Origin of the sequence: Protofrankia coriariae (assembly GCF_001017755.1) — a bacterium.
Taxonomy (GTDB): domain Bacteria; phylum Actinomycetota; class Actinomycetes; order Frankiales; family Frankiaceae; genus Protofrankia; species Protofrankia coriariae.
The window spans coordinates 233,796-249,132 of sequence record NZ_JWIO01000002.1; the positions used below are offsets into that span (position 1 = coordinate 233,796).

Annotated in this window: 12 protein-coding genes and 2 pseudogenes; 5 read left to right on the top strand and 9 right to left on the bottom strand. The window is 71.9% G+C overall.

Going from position 1 to position 15,337, the window contains the following annotated elements; genetic code table 11:
- The first annotated feature begins 6 nt into the window (after window positions 1–6).
- Both FrCorBMG51_RS02065 and metX read left to right on the top strand, forming a co-directional pair.
- On the top strand, window positions 7–1,299 hold the full coding sequence (locus FrCorBMG51_RS02065) for a bifunctional o-acetylhomoserine/o-acetylserine sulfhydrylase (protein WP_047221411.1): 1,293 nt from the start codon (window positions 7–9) through the stop codon (window positions 1,297–1,299).
- A 19-nt stretch (window positions 1,300–1,318) separates the two neighbouring features.
- Complete coding sequence (gene metX / locus FrCorBMG51_RS02070; RefSeq protein WP_217699244.1) at window positions 1,319–2,491, top strand: homoserine O-acetyltransferase MetX; 1,173 nt, start codon at window positions 1,319–1,321, stop codon at window positions 2,489–2,491.
- A gap of 6 nt (window positions 2,492–2,497) precedes the next feature.
- Here metX and FrCorBMG51_RS02075 read toward each other — a convergent pair.
- A pseudogene (locus tag FrCorBMG51_RS02075) lies at window positions 2,498–3,894 on the bottom strand (acyl-CoA carboxylase subunit beta).
- A 354-nt stretch (window positions 3,895–4,248) separates the two neighbouring features.
- Between FrCorBMG51_RS02075 and FrCorBMG51_RS27810 the strand changes: the two are divergent.
- A complete protein-coding gene (locus FrCorBMG51_RS27810; protein WP_157180351.1) occupies window positions 4,249–4,437 on the top strand; it encodes a hypothetical protein in 189 nt (62 codons plus the stop codon).
- On the opposite strand, the gene fabF is transcribed toward FrCorBMG51_RS27810, so the two are convergent.
- From fabF to FrCorBMG51_RS02100, 4 genes are all read right to left on the bottom strand, one after another.
- Window positions 4,427–5,653 carry a beta-ketoacyl-ACP synthase II gene (fabF, locus tag FrCorBMG51_RS02085; RefSeq protein ID WP_047221414.1) on the bottom strand — a complete coding sequence of 409 codons (1,227 nt, stop codon included), beginning with the start codon at window positions 5,651–5,653 and terminating at the stop codon, window positions 4,427–4,429. The genes FrCorBMG51_RS27810 and fabF overlap by 11 nt on opposite strands.
- The gene (locus tag FrCorBMG51_RS02090; RefSeq protein WP_047221415.1) at window positions 5,650–5,898 is read right to left on the bottom strand and encodes an acyl carrier protein; all 249 of its coding nucleotides are present in this window, start codon (window positions 5,896–5,898) and stop codon (window positions 5,650–5,652) included. Before FrCorBMG51_RS02090 ends, fabF begins: the two co-directional genes overlap by 4 nt.
- A 151-nt stretch (window positions 5,899–6,049) precedes the next feature.
- Window positions 6,050–6,988: a beta-ketoacyl-ACP synthase III gene (locus FrCorBMG51_RS02095; protein WP_047221416.1), complete on the bottom strand. Its 939-nt coding sequence runs from the start codon at window positions 6,986–6,988 to the stop codon at window positions 6,050–6,052.
- Window positions 6,985–7,986 (bottom strand): ACP S-malonyltransferase, encoded by a 1,002-nt coding sequence (locus FrCorBMG51_RS02100; RefSeq protein WP_047221417.1) that lies wholly within the window; start codon window positions 7,984–7,986, stop codon window positions 6,985–6,987. The genes FrCorBMG51_RS02095 and FrCorBMG51_RS02100 overlap by 4 nt, the downstream gene beginning before the upstream one ends.
- Window positions 7,987–8,146: 160 nt before the next feature.
- Here FrCorBMG51_RS02100 and FrCorBMG51_RS27815 point away from each other — a divergent pair, with 160 nt between their 5' ends.
- Window positions 8,147–8,305, top strand: coding sequence for a hypothetical protein (locus FrCorBMG51_RS27815; protein WP_157180352.1), 159 nt, complete (start codon window positions 8,147–8,149; stop codon window positions 8,303–8,305).
- Between the two features lie 19 nt (window positions 8,306–8,324).
- On the opposite strand, the gene FrCorBMG51_RS02105 is transcribed toward FrCorBMG51_RS27815, so the two are convergent.
- The 4 genes and pseudogenes from FrCorBMG51_RS02105 to FrCorBMG51_RS02120 form a co-directional block, all read right to left on the bottom strand.
- Window positions 8,325–9,611 (bottom strand): PucR family transcriptional regulator, encoded by a 1,287-nt coding sequence (locus FrCorBMG51_RS02105; RefSeq protein ID WP_047221418.1) that lies wholly within the window; start codon window positions 9,609–9,611, stop codon window positions 8,325–8,327.
- Between the two features lie 83 nt (window positions 9,612–9,694).
- A complete protein-coding gene (locus FrCorBMG51_RS02110; protein WP_086055199.1) occupies window positions 9,695–10,378 on the bottom strand; it encodes a transglycosylase SLT domain-containing protein in 684 nt (227 codons plus the stop codon).
- 19 nt (window positions 10,379–10,397) lie between these two features.
- Window positions 10,398–11,153 (bottom strand): tyrosine-protein phosphatase, encoded by a 756-nt coding sequence (locus FrCorBMG51_RS02115; protein WP_047221420.1) that lies wholly within the window; start codon window positions 11,151–11,153, stop codon window positions 10,398–10,400.
- 482 nt (window positions 11,154–11,635) lie between these two features.
- A pseudogene (locus FrCorBMG51_RS02120) lies at window positions 11,636–13,198 on the bottom strand (polysaccharide biosynthesis protein); the annotation flags it as partial.
- Window positions 13,199–13,316: 118 nt separating this feature from the next.
- Here FrCorBMG51_RS02120 and FrCorBMG51_RS02125 point away from each other — a divergent pair.
- Window positions 13,317–15,116 carry a tyrosine-protein kinase domain-containing protein gene (locus FrCorBMG51_RS02125; RefSeq protein WP_076842851.1) on the top strand — a complete coding sequence of 600 codons (1,800 nt, stop codon included), beginning with the start codon at window positions 13,317–13,319 and terminating at the stop codon, window positions 15,114–15,116.
- Window positions 15,117–15,337: the final 221 nt, after the last annotated feature.

A 15,337-nucleotide genomic window follows, 5' to 3' on the forward strand; every position in this document is an offset into this window, starting at 1 on the left:
CGTTTCATGTCAGTAGAGAGCTGGTCGTTCGAGACCCGCCAGATCCACGCCGGTGCCCAGCCGGATCCGACGACCGGTGCCCGTGCCGTGCCGATCTACCAGACGACGAGCTACGTCTTCCGGGACACCGACCACGCCGCCGCGCTGTTCGCCCTCGGTGAGACCGGCAACATCTACACCCGGATCGGGAACCCCACGCAGGACGTCTTCGAGCAGCGGATCACCGCGCTCGAAGGGGGAGTGGGAGCGCTCGCGCTGTCCTCGGGCCAGGCGGCCGAGACGCTGGCGATCCTGAACCTGGCCGAGTCCGGCGATCACATCGTGACCTCGGCGAGCCTGTACGGCGGCACGTACAACCTGTTCCACTACACGCTGCCCAAGCTGGGCATCCAGGTCAGCTTCATCGAGGACCCGGACGACCTCGACGCCTGGCGCGCCGCGATCGCCCCGAACACCCGGGCGTTCTACGGCGAGACGATCGGCAACCCCAAGGGGGACGTGCTCGACACCGCCGGGATCGCCGAGGTCGCGCACGCCGCCGGTATCCCGCTCATCGTCGACAACACCCTGGCCACGCCCTACCTCTACCGGCCGTTCGAGCACGGCGCCGACATCGTTGTGCACTCGGCGACGAAGTTCATCGGCGGCCACGGCACCGCGATCGGCGGCGTGATCGTCGACGGTGGGCGGTTCGACTTCGGCGCGTCGGGCCGGTTCGCGAACTTCACCACGCCCGACCCGAGCTATCACGGGCTGGTCTACTGGGACGTCCTCGGCCACGGCTCCTTCATCGCCAAGGCGCGCGTCCAGCTGCTGCGTGACATCGGCGCGGCGATCTCGCCGTTCAACTCGTTCCTCCTGCTGCAGGGCCTGGAGACGCTGTCGCTGCGGATCGAGCGGCACAGTGCCAACGCCCAGCGGGTGGCCGAGTGGCTCCAGGCGCGGGACGAGGTGAGCTGGGTCAACTACCCGGGGCTTGAGTCGTCGAGGTGGTACGACCGGGCCCAGCGGGTGCTGCCGAAGGGCGCCGGCGCGATCCTGTCGTTCGGGATCGTCGGCGGTGCTGAGGCGGGCCGGAAGTTCGTCGAGGGCGTGGAGCTGTTCAGCCATCTGGCCAACGTCGGCGACGTACGTTCGCTGATCATTCACCCGGCCACCACGACGCACTCGCAGCTCACCGAGACCGAGCAGGCGAGCACCGGGGTGACCCCCGACCTCGTCCGCCTCTCCGTCGGAATCGAGGGCATCGACGACATCCTCGCGGACCTCGACGCCGGCTTCCGTGCCGCCAAGGGCTGACAGTAGCCCGGACCGGGCGGTGGGCGACCGCCTGCCGCCCGTCTCCGGCGCGTGGCGGGCCGGACGCGACCCGGCCGGGGCGCGCCGGTTCGTCGAGCTGCCCGGCCCGGTCGAACTGGAGAGCGGGGCGTCGCTACCCGGCGTGACAGTGGCCTATGAGGCGTGGGGGCGGCTCGACCCGACGGCGTCCAACGCCCTGCTGGTCCTGCACGCGCTGACCGGTGACAGCCACGCCGCCGGTCCGGCCGGCCCGGGGCACGTCAGCCGTGGCTGGTGGGATGCGATGATCGGTCCGGGCCGGCCGCTGGACACCGAACGCTACTTCGTCGTGTGCCCGAACGTCCTGGGTGGCTGCCAGGGGACGACCGGCCCGTCCTCGACCGCCGCGGACGGCCGGCCCTGGGGCAGCCGCTGGCCGCAGATCACCATCGGTGACCAGGTGCTGGTGGAGGCGCTGCTGGCCGACGCGCTCGGGATCCGGCGCTTCGCCGGCGTGGTCGGCGGGTCGATGGGGGGGATGCGTGCCCTGGAGTGGGCGCTGCGCTATCCCGACCGCGTCGCCAGGGCGGTGGTCGTCGCCTGCGGGGCGGCCGCGACCGCCGAGCAGATCGCCCTGTACTCCACTCAGATCGCGGCGATCACCGCCGACCCCGGCTGGCGCGGCGGGGACTACCACCACCGGCCCGCCGGTGCCGGCCCCCACGCGGGGATGGGGCTGGCTCGCCGGATGGCCCAGGTCAGCTACCGCAGCGAGCGGGAGCTCGCCGGCCGCTTCGGCAACCGGGTGCGGCCCGACGGCCGTTTCGAGGCCGAGTCCTACGCCGAGCACCACGCGGACAAGCTCGTCCGCCGGTTCGACGCCGGCAGCTACGTGACCCTGACCCGGGCGATGATGACCCAGGACGCCGGCCGTGGCCGGGGTGGGGTGGCCGCGGCGCTGGCGCGCTGCCCGGTGCCGATCGCGGTGGCCGGCGTCGACTCCGACCGGCTCTACCCGCTGTACCTCCAGCGTGAGATCGCCGAGACGGCACGGGTACCCGCCCTGGCCGGCCGGCTCGCGGTGATCCGGTCGCTGTACGGGCACGACGCGTTCCTGCTGGAGGCTGACCAGGTCGCGGACGTCATCCGAGGGGCGTTGGACGCCGCGCCCGCCGTCCCGCGGGCGAAGCCGGGACAACGGGCGCAGCAGTGACCATCGCTACAGCGGGATGTTGCCGTGGCCCGCGGCACCCGCCGGGGCGGCGGCGATGGCCTGGGCGATCGCCGCCCTGGTGGCCGCCGGGGTGACCACGGCGTCCACGACGCCCAGCTCCACCGCACGGTCGATCCCGCCGACCGCGCGCACGTGCTCGGCGGCAAGCTCGGCGACCACCTCCGGACGGCGCTGGGTCGGGACCTCGGCCAGCTCGCGCCGGTGGAGGATCCCGACGGCGGCCTCGGCGCCCATCACCGCCACCTCCGCGGTCGGCCAGGCGAACACGGCCGTCGCGCCCAGGCTGTGCGAGTTCATGGCGACGTAGGCGCCACCGTAGGCCTTGCGGGTGACAACGGTGACTCGGGGCACGGTGCACTCGGCGAACGCGTACAGCAGCTTCGCGCCGCGCCGGACCACGCCCTCCCATTCCTGGCCCACACCGGGCAGGTAGCCGGGGACGTCGACCAGGACGACCAGCGGCACGCCGAAGGAGTCGCACATCCGCACGAAGCGGGACGCCTTCTCCGCGGACGTGGCGTCCAGGCAGCCGCCGCGGCGCAGCGGGTTGTTGGCCACCACACCCACCGTCCGGCCGCCGAGCCGGCCCAGAGCGGTGACGATGTTCGGCGCCCAGCGGGGGTGCAGTTCGACCACGTCGTCGTCGAGGATGCCCGCCACCAGCGGGCGTACGTCGTAGGCGCGGCGCGGGGACTCCGGCAGCAGGTCACCGAGTTCGCGGGCCTGGACCGTGCCGATGCCGCCCTGCTCGCCGAGCAGCACGCACAACTGGCGGGTCCGGGCGACGGCGGCCTCGTCGGAGTCGCAGGTGACGGCGACGACCCCGCTGCGGCGCGCGTGCACGTCGGGCCCGCCCAGGCTGTCGGCGGTGCAGTCCTCACCGGTCACCGTCCGTACGACGTCGGGGCCGGTGACGAAGACCTTGGCGGCCGGGCCCATCACGACGATGTCGGTCAGCGCGGGGCCGTAGGCGGCACCGCCGGCGGCGGCGCCGAGCACCAGGGAGATCTGGGGGATGCGCCCGGAGTTGCGGACCGTGGCCGCGAACACCCGGCCGACCCCGTCGAGGGAGGCCACTCCCTCCCGCAGCCGGGCCCCGCCGGAATGCCAGATCCCGACCACCGGGCGGCGCAGGCGGGCCGCNCCGCCGCCTCGATGGCGTCGACGATCCGCGTGCAGCCCTCGCGTCCCATCGCTCCGCCCTGGATGGCCGCGTCGGTGGCGAAGGCCACCACCGGGCTGCCCTCGACGGTGCCCGTTCCCGCCAGCACGCCGGAGGTGTCTGTGGTGGTGAAGGGCTCGAAGGTGTCGGGGTCGAAGAACTGGGCCAGCCGGGCCGACGGAGCACGCGGGTCGGTGCGTTCGAGCGTGGAGAGACTCACCGTTTATCTCCTTGGGATCCCTGGGTCAGTGACGAGAGCAGGCGAGCGCCCGCGGGCCGGGGCCGTGCCGTGGCCCGCGGGCTCATCGGATCATCGTTCCCGTTTGCGACCGGACGGGTCCTCACGGTTTTCTGTCGCAGTCACCCGTAATTTCCCGTTGTTTATGTCTGTGGACAGCGGTCGGGCCATATGATCCGCTGGTTGTGGGCATGAGAAAAGCAGGTATGGAAAAAAGTGGGTAAAGAAATCAGAGCAGAAAATCTGGAACCGAGAGAACCGGACACCTGCACACGGAAGCACCCGGCCACCGACCGCACGTCGGCCGGATGCGACGGTCGGTACCGGGTGTTCGCCATGAATATCCGGCTGAACGAACTGGCTGAACAGGACACGAACTGGCTGGACGGAATCACCGGCGGGATGGATGCCGGGTCCGGGAACCAGCGGTGGGACGCGTTGTTCCCGTCAGGGTGCCGGCAGGCCGCCGGGGGTGGCCCGGCGGTCGCTCAGGAGGTGCGATCAGGGAGCGTGCTCAGGGAGTGAAGGCGAGACAGACGTCGTGCCCGCCGAAACCGAACGAGTTCGACAGGACCGCGCCCCCGGGGATGGAACGGTTGTCGATGGACACCACGTCGAGGTCGATCTCGTCGTCGAGGGCGTCGAGGTTACGGGTGGCCGGCACGACCTTGTCCCGCAGGGTGAGGACGGCTATCACCGCCTCGACGGCCCCGGCCGCCCCGAGCAGATGCCCGGTCATGGACTTGGTGGAGGTCACCGCCACCCTGTCCAGGGCATCCCCGAGCGCGGCCCGCAGCGCGTGGGCCTCGGCGACGTCCCCGATGGGTGTGGAGGTGCCGTGGGCGTTGATGTGCACGAGGTCGGCCGCGGTCAGCCCCCCGGAGCGCAGCGCTGCACGCACGGCCCGGGCGGCGCCGGCGCCGCTGGGCTCGGGGGCGGTCACGTGGTAGGCGTCTGCGCTGGTCCCGGACCCGGCCAGGGTGGCGTACACCCGCGCGCCGCGGGCTGCGGCGTGCTCGGCGGACTCCAGGACGAGGGCGCCGGCGCCCTCCCCGAGGATGAACCCGTCGCGTCCCTTGTCGAACGGCCGGGATGCCGCCTGCGGGGCGTCGTTACGCCGGGACAGGGCCTGCATCTGGGCGAATCCGGCGAGCGGCAGCGGGTGGATCGCCGCCTCCGACCCGCCGGTGATGGCCACGTCCGCCCGGCCGGCCCGGATCATGTCCAGGGCGTAGCCGATGGCCTCCGCGCCCGACGCGCACGCGCTGACCGGGGCGTGCACCCCGGCCCGGGCGGTGAAGGCCAGCCCCACGGTCGCGGCCGGACCGTTGGGCATGAGCATCGGCACCACATGTGGGGAGACCCGGCGCGGGCCCCGCTCGCGCAGTATGTCGTACTGGTTGAGCAGGGTCAGCACCCCGCCGATGCCGGAGCCGACCACCGCGGCGAGCCGTTCGGGGTCGACCTCGGGCGTCCCGGCGTCGGCCCACGCCTCCCGGGCGGCCACCAGAGCCAGCTGCTGCACGCGGTCGAGGGTGCGTGCCTCCAGCCGCTCCAGCGGGGGTTCCACCGCGACGGGCGCGGCGATGTGAACCGGAAGCTGCTCGACCCACTCGTCGGTCAGCCGACGCACACCGGAACGGCCCGCGAGCAGACCCTCCCACGTGGAGGCGACGTCGCCGCCGAGAGGGGTGGTTGCCCCGAGGCCGGTGACGACGACCTGCCTGGGGGTGGCGGTCACGCGGCGACACCCGCCCGCTGGATGTAGGACACCGCGTCGCCGACGGTCTTGAGGCTCTTGACGTCCTCGTCAGGAATCTTGACGTCGAACTTCTCCTCGGCGGCGACGACGACCTCGACCATGGACAGCGAGTCGACGTCCAGGTCGTCGATGAACGTCTTGTCCGCGGTGACGTCGGCCGGGTCGACTCCGGCGACCTCCTCAAGAATCGCGGCGAGACCCTCCAGGATGTCAGACTGCGACATTATTCCTCCTGTTCCTCCGTGACGTCACGGACAACACGGGCGGATTTGCCCGTGCCACCATCGGCCAAACTGGTTCCAACTGGTTTTGACAAAGACCGCCGGAAGACGCGAACAACCAGGCTCGTGTCGTCCTCGGCCGATGAGATGAATCCTATGGGCAACGCACGACCTGACCACAGTAGGTCAGGCCGGCGCCGAAGCCGAAGAGCAGGACGGGGTCGCCCGGCCGCAGCTGGCCGCCGTCGAGAATCCGGCTGAATGCCAGCGGGATACTGGCGGCCGAGGTGTTGCCGGATTCGACCACGTCCCGGGCGACCACGGCGTTCGTGGCGCCGATGCCGGCCACCAGCGCGTCGATTATCCGCAGGTTGGCCTGGTGCGGGATGACACCGGCGAGCTCGGACGGCGCGACACCGGCGAGCTCGCAGGCGCGTCGGACCGTCGGGGTCAGGGTGATGGCCCACCGGAACACCGTCTGGCCTTCCATGCGGAAGAGGTTGTCGCCGTATCCGGGCACCCGGATGGCGCCGGCCTTCCCGCCGTCGTGGCCCCAGACCGCCGGGCCGATCTCGCGGGTCGGGGCGGGCCCGACCACCGCGGCTCCGGCGCCGTCGGCGAGCAGGATGCAGGTGGAGCGGTCATCCCAGTCGGTGTAGTCCGACAGCCGCTCGGCCGCCACCACCAGAACGTGTCGGGCGCTTCCCACCCGGACCATGTCCGAAGCCACCGACAGGGCGTACGCGAACCCGGCACAGCCGGCGTTGATGTCGAGCGCGCCGGCGCGCACGGCGCCCAGCCGGTGCGCGATCTGCGGCCCGGAGCCCGGGATCTGGGACGGGTTCGTGCAGGTCGCCAGCAGCACCATGTCGAGCTCGGCGGCGTCGATGCCGGCCGCGGCGAGCGCCTTCTCCGCGGCCATGGATCCCATCGCGACGATGGTCTCGTCGGTGTCGGCGATCCGGCGGGTGGCGATGCCGGTCCGCGAGCGAACCCATTCGTCGGACGTCGCGACCCGCTTGGCCAGGTCGTCGTTGGTCACCAGGCGGGCGGGACGGTAGGTGCCGATCCCCATCAGCCGGGAGCCGTTCACCGCGTTGCTCCCACGAGCCCGGCTGCGGTGGAGGATGCCGCCGCCGGATCGCCGCCGCCATCCGGATCGCCGCCGCTCGGCGCGTCCGTGTGGCGGGCGATCAGCTCACGGGCCGCGGGCAGGTCGTCAGGTGTCTTCACAGCAAGGATCTGCACGCCGGTGAGCTCCCTTTTGGCTATGCCTGCCAGCGTCCCGGCGGGTGGTAGTTCCACGATGGCGGTCACCCCGAGATCACGCATACGGGCCAGGCACAGGTCCCACCGCACCGGTGCGGCGACCTGATCGACAAGGTGCTGGACCAGCTCGGGACCGTTGTCGATGACATTACCATCGGCGTTGGACAGCTGGGCCACGACAGGCGTACGCGGGCGCAGTCCGGGGGCGACCCCGGCGAGCTGGTCGCTGGCGGGCTGCATGAAGTGGGTGTGGAAGGCGCCGGCTACGGACAGTGGGCGCAGCCGGGCGCGCGGCGGCGGCTCCTCGGCGAGGCGGGCCAGCGCCTCGAGGGAGCCGGCCGCGACGATCTGCCCGGCGCCGTTGCGGTTCGCCGCGGTCAGGTCCAGCCGGCGCAGATGCTCGGTGACCTCGTCCGGATCGCCGCCGACGACCGCCGTCATACCGGTGGGGACGCGCCCCGCGGCCTCGGCCATGGCACGGCCGCGCAATGCGACGAAGAGCAGCGCGCTTTCAGCGTCCAGAGCACCGGCCAGGACAGAAGCGGTGATTTCCCCCACACTGTGCCCGGCGACAAGAAGATTCCCCGTCCGGGGAAGGGAAAGTTGTTCGGCGGCGACAAGACCGGTCGCGACGATCAACGGCTGCGCGACGGCGGTGTCGCGGATCGTCTCCGCGGAGCCGTCACGGCCGACGTCCACAAGGTCGATTCCGACGGCCGCCGACCACCATCGCAACCGGGGCTCGACACCGCCGATCTCAAGCCAGGGTTTCAGCTGACCGGGAGTCTGGGCACCTTGACCTGGGGCGAGGATAGCGAGCACCGGACCACCTAACCCTTCCCGCCCACCGGCTGTCGCTGGCGGGCACTCACCGTTGTGCCGTCGGCTCATTGTGGGATCTCTACAAAGTGATTCGGTCGTCCCATATCTTTATTGCCCATCGCCAGGCCGGTGGGGAATTCGGTGACAGGGGCGACAAGTGATGGCAACGTGCCCCGTCGGATCAGGCGTCGGTGAGTCCGCGCTGAACGCCGTGCCGAACGCCGAACCGAACGCCGAACCGAACATGGTCGGTCACGGCAGCGAACAGCTGACGATCACGGCCGCGGCCGGCGGGCCGGCGGGCCGGCCGATCGCCTGATCGACCGGCCCGCCGGCGGTCACACCGTGGCGAGCCGGCCCAGGATGAGCGCCACGTGCAGGGTGAACCGTTCCCGGTGGTCCGTCGGGTCGAGCCCGCACGCGTCGGCTGCCTTGCGAAGTCGGTAACGGACCGTGTTGGGATGCAGGTACAGGGCGCGGGCCGTGGCCTCCAGCGAGGCACCGAAGTCGAGGTAGGCACCCACCGTCGCCAGCAGCGGTGCCCCCGCCTCCCGCAGCGGCGTGTACACGTCCTCGATCAGTGCTCGGCGGGCCCCGGTGTCGCCAGCGAGCGCTCGTTCCGGCAGGAGCGCCTGCGCGGTCACCGGGCGCGGGGCGGCCGGCCACGCCGTGACCACGTCGGCCGCGGCCAGCGCCGCGTGCGCCGAGGAGGCGGCCGTGGCCAGGTCGGCGGCGACCGGGCCGATGACGACCGGCCCGGGCCCGTAGGCCGGCAACAGGGCGTCGACGGCGTCGAGCAGGGCACGTCCGCACCCGACGCCACCGGGCCGGGCCGGCCGCCGCGCGGACCCGGCCACGAAGTCCCCACCGACGATGACGACCAGCCGTTCGTGGTGGACGCCGGTGAGCACCTCCAGACCGGCCCCGCGTCCGAGGCGGTGGACCTGGTCGACGACCACCTCGGGGGAGTGGTCCGGGGTGTCCCCGACGATCACCGCGACGGCCGGCGGATTGCGCCAGCCCAGCGCCGCCGCGCGTGACGGCAGCGCCCGCTCCACCTCGCCGCGCACGACGTGGTCCACGACGAGCGCCTCCAGCCGGGCGTCCCACGCGCCCCGCTCCTCGGCAGCGCGGGCGTAGACGACCGCGCCGGCGAAGGCGATGTCACGGGAGTAGCGCAGCACGTCGGCGAGCAGCCGCTGCTCGTGGTCGGGGCCGGCCAGGGCGGGCACCTCGGCCTCGATCGCCTCGACCGCCACCCGTACCAGTTCGACCAGGCGGCGGAAGGTGACGGCTCGGACGAGGTCACGGGGAGCGACTCGGAACACGTCCCCGGACAGCTCCCGGGCGTGCTGGGGACGCCGGCACCACTCCACGAACGAGGAGATCCCGGCCTGCACCACCAACTGGATGTCGGCCCGGTGCCGGGCCGACATGGGCGTGAACCAGGGCAGGACCTCGTGCATGCGGGCCACCGCGCGGCTGGCGAGCATGCCGCTGGACCGCTCGATCCGCCGGATGACGTCCTCGACCGCCGGGTCGACAGTGGCCGCCGGGTTCGCGGCGGGTGCCGAGTCGACGGCGGGCGGCGGGGCGGCGTCGGCGTCCGGCAGCGGCCGTGTCACCGCCCACCATTGTCGGTCATTGTTTTCTCCATCGATTTTTCCGGGGCTTCGGACGGTGCGGGGGCGAAGCCGCCGGCAGGTGTCTAGAGTTGGTTGTTGAATCGGCTGGTCCAGTTGTGGACGTTCGCGACATATGCCCGCGTCTCGGCGAAATCGGGAACTCCGCCGGCATCGCGGACAGCCGCGGGCCCCGCATTATAGGCGGCCAGGATCAGCGAGACACGGTCACCGGGCAGTTTCTGGACGAGTTGGGCCAGGTGGGCGTCGTAACGCGCGGCGGAGAGGATGGCGTCCGCCGGATCCAGCGGGTCGACCGCGCCGTCGGCATTGCCGTCGACACCGAACTGTTCCCAGGTGCCGGGCAGGAACTGCATCATGCCGCGGGCACCCGCACGGGACACCGCGTCGCGGTTGAACTTGCTCTCCACCCGGGCCTGGGCCGCGAGCTGGGCCGCGGTGAGGACACCGTAGACCGCCGCGGCATTCTGGAAGAGGGGGATCAGGTCACGCGGAACTTTCGACGCGGATCGGGAAATACCCTCCCCGCAGCCGGTGAGGACCGTGCTCAGGCAGGTCGCGGCCACGAACAGGACCAGCATCTGTGGGGCGCCGCGGGACGGCTGCCGCCGGGAGACACCGTGTACCGGCCAGGGCTGGTCGGGTCGGCGGTGCCGACGAGGCGGTGTCGCGTCCACCACCCCATTGTGCTGGGTGGTCCAGTCAGCTGTATGGACCCGGTAACACCAGTTGGTGCCAGCAGTTCGCATGGGATGTCCGCCACCCTGCTCAGTCGGTCAGGTTGGCCCGCAACGAGCGGAGCGCGTGGTCGGGCACGCCGGCGTGCCGGGCCCACCCGGCCGCGCCGCCCCAGGTGTCGTCGAGCGTGGTGAGGAAGCGGCTGATGACCTCCGGCCGGCAGCTCATGCCGTCCGTCCTGGCGCTGCTGCGGGCCCGGTCGTAGGTGGGACGCCTGGCCAGCCGGCGGTCCACCCGGTCGATCCGCTCGTTGCTCGCCACGTAGTCGGCGATGACCGCGTCCCGTTCGACCCCGGCGATGTCGAGCACGACGGCGGCCAGCACGCCCGTGCGGTCCTTGCCCGCGGCGCAGTGGAACAGCGCCGGCAGGCGGCCGGGGTCCGCGAGCAGCCGCAGGGCACCGGCGACCGCGTCCGGTGCCCCGCGCAGGTAGTCGAGGTAGTGCTCGACCCGGTCCTGCGAGGCGCGGTCGGCGACGATGAGGGGGTAGCGCGGGTCGTCGGCCATCACGAACTCGCCGGGGAGGAACGACAGGTTGTGGTAGGCGACAGCCTCGGCCGCCAGCGGGCCGCGGCCCTCCCGGGCGATCTCCGCTTCGGCGCGCAGATCGATGACCGTGCGCAGACCATAGTCGTTACGTAACGTAACAACATCGCCCTTGGTCAGCTCCTGGACGGTGTCGCCGCGCAGCAGTTGCCCCGGCCGGGTCGACGCTCCGTCCCTGGTCGGTAGTCCGCCGAGATCCCGGACGTTGTCGGCGCCGACGAGATTGAACCAGCGATCCACGCGATGACCATAACCACTGGAATACCCCCACGAGTGGCGAACGCCTCATCCGCCCACCCGGCCGGCGCGCGCCGGCAGGCATCGGTCACCGGTCGTTGCCGACCACGCTCGGTGTCTCCGCCGCGCGCGGCCGGGTTTCCAGCGGATGCGGCTCGGCGGGGTGTGGCAGGGCCGGGTGCGGCCTCGCCAGCTGGCGCAGTGTCGTGCGCAGCGCCCCGGGATCCCCCCAGGGCGCGAGCGCGAGGACCTGCTGCCGGTCGATCGCCGGCGCGGACACGTACGAGATCAGGGGATGGTGACGGCGGATGTCGCGCTCGTTGTCGTCGAAGAGGTCCTCGTGCAGCTTCTCCCCGGGGCCGAGCCCGGTGTAGACCACCTCGACCGGCCGTGGGCCGCGGCCGGCCAGCCGGCTGGNNNNGGCCGGCCAGCCGGCTGGCGACGTCGGCGATCCGTACCGGCCGGCCCATGTCGAGGATGAGGACGTCCCCGTTGCCGCCCAGGGCGCCGGCCTGGACGACGAGCTCCACCGCCTCCTCGACGGTCATGAAGTAGCGGGTGACGTCCGGGTGTGTGACCGTCAGCGGCCCGCCCGCGGCCAGCTGGCTGGCGAACACCCGCAGCACGGAGCCCTGGCTGCCCAGGACGTTGCCGAACCGCACGCTGACGAAGACCCCGTCGCGGGCGTGCGCGGACACCCCGGCGGTCAGCCGTTCGGTGATCCGCTTGGAGTAGCCCAGGACGCTGGTCGGGTTCGCGGCCTTGTCCGTCGAGATGTTGACGAACCGTTCGACGCCCACCGACACGGCGGCGTCCAGGACGGTCATCGTCCCCCACACGTTGGTCTTCACCGACTCGCCGGGGAAGCGTTCCAGCAGGGGCAGGTGCTTCAGCGCGGCGGCGTGGAAGACCACCTGCGGCCGGTACCGGGCGAACACGGCGTTGACGGCCTCGACGTCGCGGATGTCGCACAGCACCACCGTCTCGTCGTCGGCGGCCGCCCGGCCGTGGATGGATATCTGGACCGCCCGCAGCGCGGACTCGTCCCGGTCCAGCATGACCAGTTCCTGGGGGCGGTAGGGGTACAGCTGCCGGCACAGCTGCGAGCCGATCGAGCCGCCGGCCCCGGTGACGAGCACCCGCCGGCCGGTGACGTAGCCGGCCACGGAGGCGACGTCGGTCTGGATCTGGCAGCGTCCCAGCAGGTCGGTGATGTCGAGGTCACGGATGTCGTGGACGCCGACCCGCCCGTCGATGAGGTCCGCGACGCGGGGGAGCACCTTGACGGTGAGGCCGGCGTCCTCGGCGAGGGTGGTGATCTCCCGTAACAGCGCGGCGTCGGCGCTGGGGATGGCCACCAGCAGGGTGCGGGCGCCGGTCTGGCGGGCGACCGTGGCGATGGCCCCGCGCCCACCGCGTACCCGCACGCCGCCGAGCGCCAGGTTCCAGGTGCCCGGATCGTCGTCGAGCAGGGCCACCGGCGTGTAGGGGCTGTCCGGGCTGCCCGACATCGACGCCAACACCCGGTCGGCGCCCTCACCCGCGCCGAAGACGATGATCGGCTCGCTGCCGGCCCGTTGCCGTCGGCGGCGGCGCTCCCCGGCCAGCCGCCACAGGTAGCGGACGCCGAACATCAGGACGAGCCCGGCCGCGCCCGCCAGCGGGAGGATCTCGGCCGGCATCCGCTCGGAACGGCCGAGGGCGACGTCGACGACGACGGCTCCGACCGTCGTCGACGCGACCGCGCAGACCAGCGCCAGCACCTCGTCGAAGCCGCCGAAACGGTAGCGGCCCAGATAGAGGTGTCCAGCCGTGCCGACGAAGTACAGCAGGCAGACCGCGACCGTTGTGATCATCCAGAATTCGCCGTTGGTCAACGGGGACGCGCTGAAGCGGGCGAGGTAGGCGGCGCCGAACCCGGTCACCAGGCAGGCGGCGTCGAGTCCGATCTGCAGTCCGACGTGCCGGCGTAGCCCGCCCCGCAGCAGCCGGCCGCCCGATGTCACCGGTGCGGGCGCCGATTCGCCAACAGCCTTCTGTTCATGCATGGCTCCATAGAGTAATAACTACGGATGGTGACTGTACAGATGTACATCGAGTATGTTGGTTGCTCAGAGTGTTGATATGGTTACCGGAGTACATCTCCGGGGGAGGGTTGGTCCGCTGGTGGAACTTCGGGAGTACGTCAGAGCGCTGCGCCGGGGCTGGCCGCTCATCGTGATCTGCGTCCTGCTCGGTGGCCTGTTCGCGGCGGCTGTCTCGTGGCGTCAGACGCCGACCTTCGCCGCTGTAACGACCATGGTCGTCTCGTCGTCGGACACGACCGACAGCGCCGCGGCGGCCTACCAGGGCGGCCTGCTGTCCCAGCAGCGGGTCAAGTCCTACGCCGATCTGGTGGCCAGCGACCGGGTCGCCGCGGCCGTCGTCGACAAGCTGCACCTCGACGAGAGCCCGCAGCGGCTGCGCGGCCGTATCCAGGCGCAGACCGTCCCCGAGACCGTCCTGCTGCGTGCCGTGGTCACCGACACCGACCCCCACCGCGCCCAGCTGATCGCCGACACGGTCGGTGAGGTCTTCTCCCAGGCCATCGCGCAGATCGAGAGCCCGTCCCCGGACAAGGCGCCGCTGGTCCGGGTGAGCGTGTGGGAGAAGGCGAAGACGCCGACCAGGCCGATATCGCCGCAGCCCGTGCGGGCTGTCGCGTTCGGCGTGCTGGCCGGCCTGCTCGCCAGCGTCGCCGCGGCGGTGGTCCGGCACCGGTTCGACACCAGGGTCACCACGGCCGCCGACGTCACCGCGGCGAGCGGGCTGGCGACCCTGGGCACGATCGCCTTCGACGCGACCGGCGCCCAGTCCCCCCTGATCGTGCCGGAGGGCGGGCACTCGGCGAACGCCGAGGCGTTCCGGCAGCTGCGGACCAACCTGCGCTTCGTCGACGTGGACGCCCCGCCACGCACCATCCTGGTCTCCAGCTCGATGCCCGACGAGGGCAAGACGACGACGATCTGCCGCCTGGCCGTCACCCTCGCGCAGACCGGCGCCCGGGTGGCGCTGGTCGAGGGCGACCTGCGCAGGCCGTCCTTTGGCGACTATCTCGGGATAGAGACGGCGGCCGGCCTGACCTCCGTGCTGATCGGCACCGCCGGCCTCGACGACGTGCTGCTGCCCTGGGGCGACGTCGACGGCCGGCTGCACGTGCTGCCCAGCGGACCGCTGCCGCCGAATCCCAGCGAACTGCTCGGATCCCGGGGGATGAGTGACCTGCTCGGCGAGCTGTCCGCCCGTTTCGACTTCGTCCTGATCGACGCGCCACCGCTGCTCCCGGTGACCGACGCGGCCGTGCTCGCCGCCCAGGCCGACGGCACCGTGCTGATCGTGCGGGCCAGCCGGACCCGGCGCGAGCAGGTGGCCAGGGCCGCGGACGCGCTGCGGCTGGTCGACGCCCGCATCCTGGGCGCCGTTCTCGCCATGGTCCCGGTCAAGGGGCCGGACGCCGCCTACGACGGCTATCACGCCTACGGCGGTTACGCCCCGGCCGACCCGCCCCGGGCCTTCGCGGATCATCCGGTGCTCATCCCGGCCGCGGCCCGCTCCGATCGTCCGGGGGGTGGCCGCCCAAGGACCGATCGTCCGCAGACCGAACTGAGGATCGCGGCACAGCATCAACCGTACGACCATCCCGTCGGTGGCCGCGACAGCGCCACGGCGAACGCGCGCGGCGACCGTGACCAGCTTCGAGACCAGCACCGAGACCAGCACCGTCGGGCCGGTGGCACGACCGCGGTCGCAGCCGGCACCGAGCTGACCACCGAACGCCCGGCGGACCTGACCGACGACAGCCTGGCCGACACCCTGACCGGCAGGTTGACCGACAGGCTGACCGACAGTCGGGCAGACGACGCGACGACACCGTTGACGCTCAACGCGCGGCCGGCCGGCTCCCACCGGCGTAAGCGCGGCCAGTGACAGGACGGGCCAGGACGTCGCCCACCGGGCGAAACCGACTGGACGCCCAATGTTGTGGACACGGAGAGCAATGGTACATATACTCTTCGTATTCATGCGTCAACAAGCTTGTCCGGAATCCGGGCAGGGGGAGTGCTTCCATGAGGTTTCGCACATTCGCAGTCGCGCTGCTCGTGGGGGGCGGACTGGCACTGGGTACGGCGGTGGATCCGGCGGCCGCC

Bases quoted from the DNA above. Each gene is read 5' to 3' on its own strand.
- FrCorBMG51_RS02090 (WP_047221415.1), bottom strand. From the start codon at position 5,898: ATGTCGCAGTCTGACATCCTGGAGGGTCTCGCCGCGATTCTTGAGGAG.
- FrCorBMG51_RS27815 (WP_157180352.1), top strand. From the start codon at position 8,147: ATGGCAACGTGCCCCGTCGGATCAGGCGTCGGTGAGTCCGCGCTGAAC.
- FrCorBMG51_RS02065 (WP_047221411.1), top strand. From the start codon at position 7: ATGTCAGTAGAGAGCTGGTCGTTCGAGACCCGCCAGATCCACGCCGGT.
- FrCorBMG51_RS02110 (WP_086055199.1), bottom strand. From the start codon at position 10,378: ATGCGAACTGCTGGCACCAACTGGTGTTACCGGGTCCATACAGCTGAC.
- FrCorBMG51_RS27810 (WP_157180351.1), top strand. From the start codon at position 4,249: ATGAATATCCGGCTGAACGAACTGGCTGAACAGGACACGAACTGGCTG.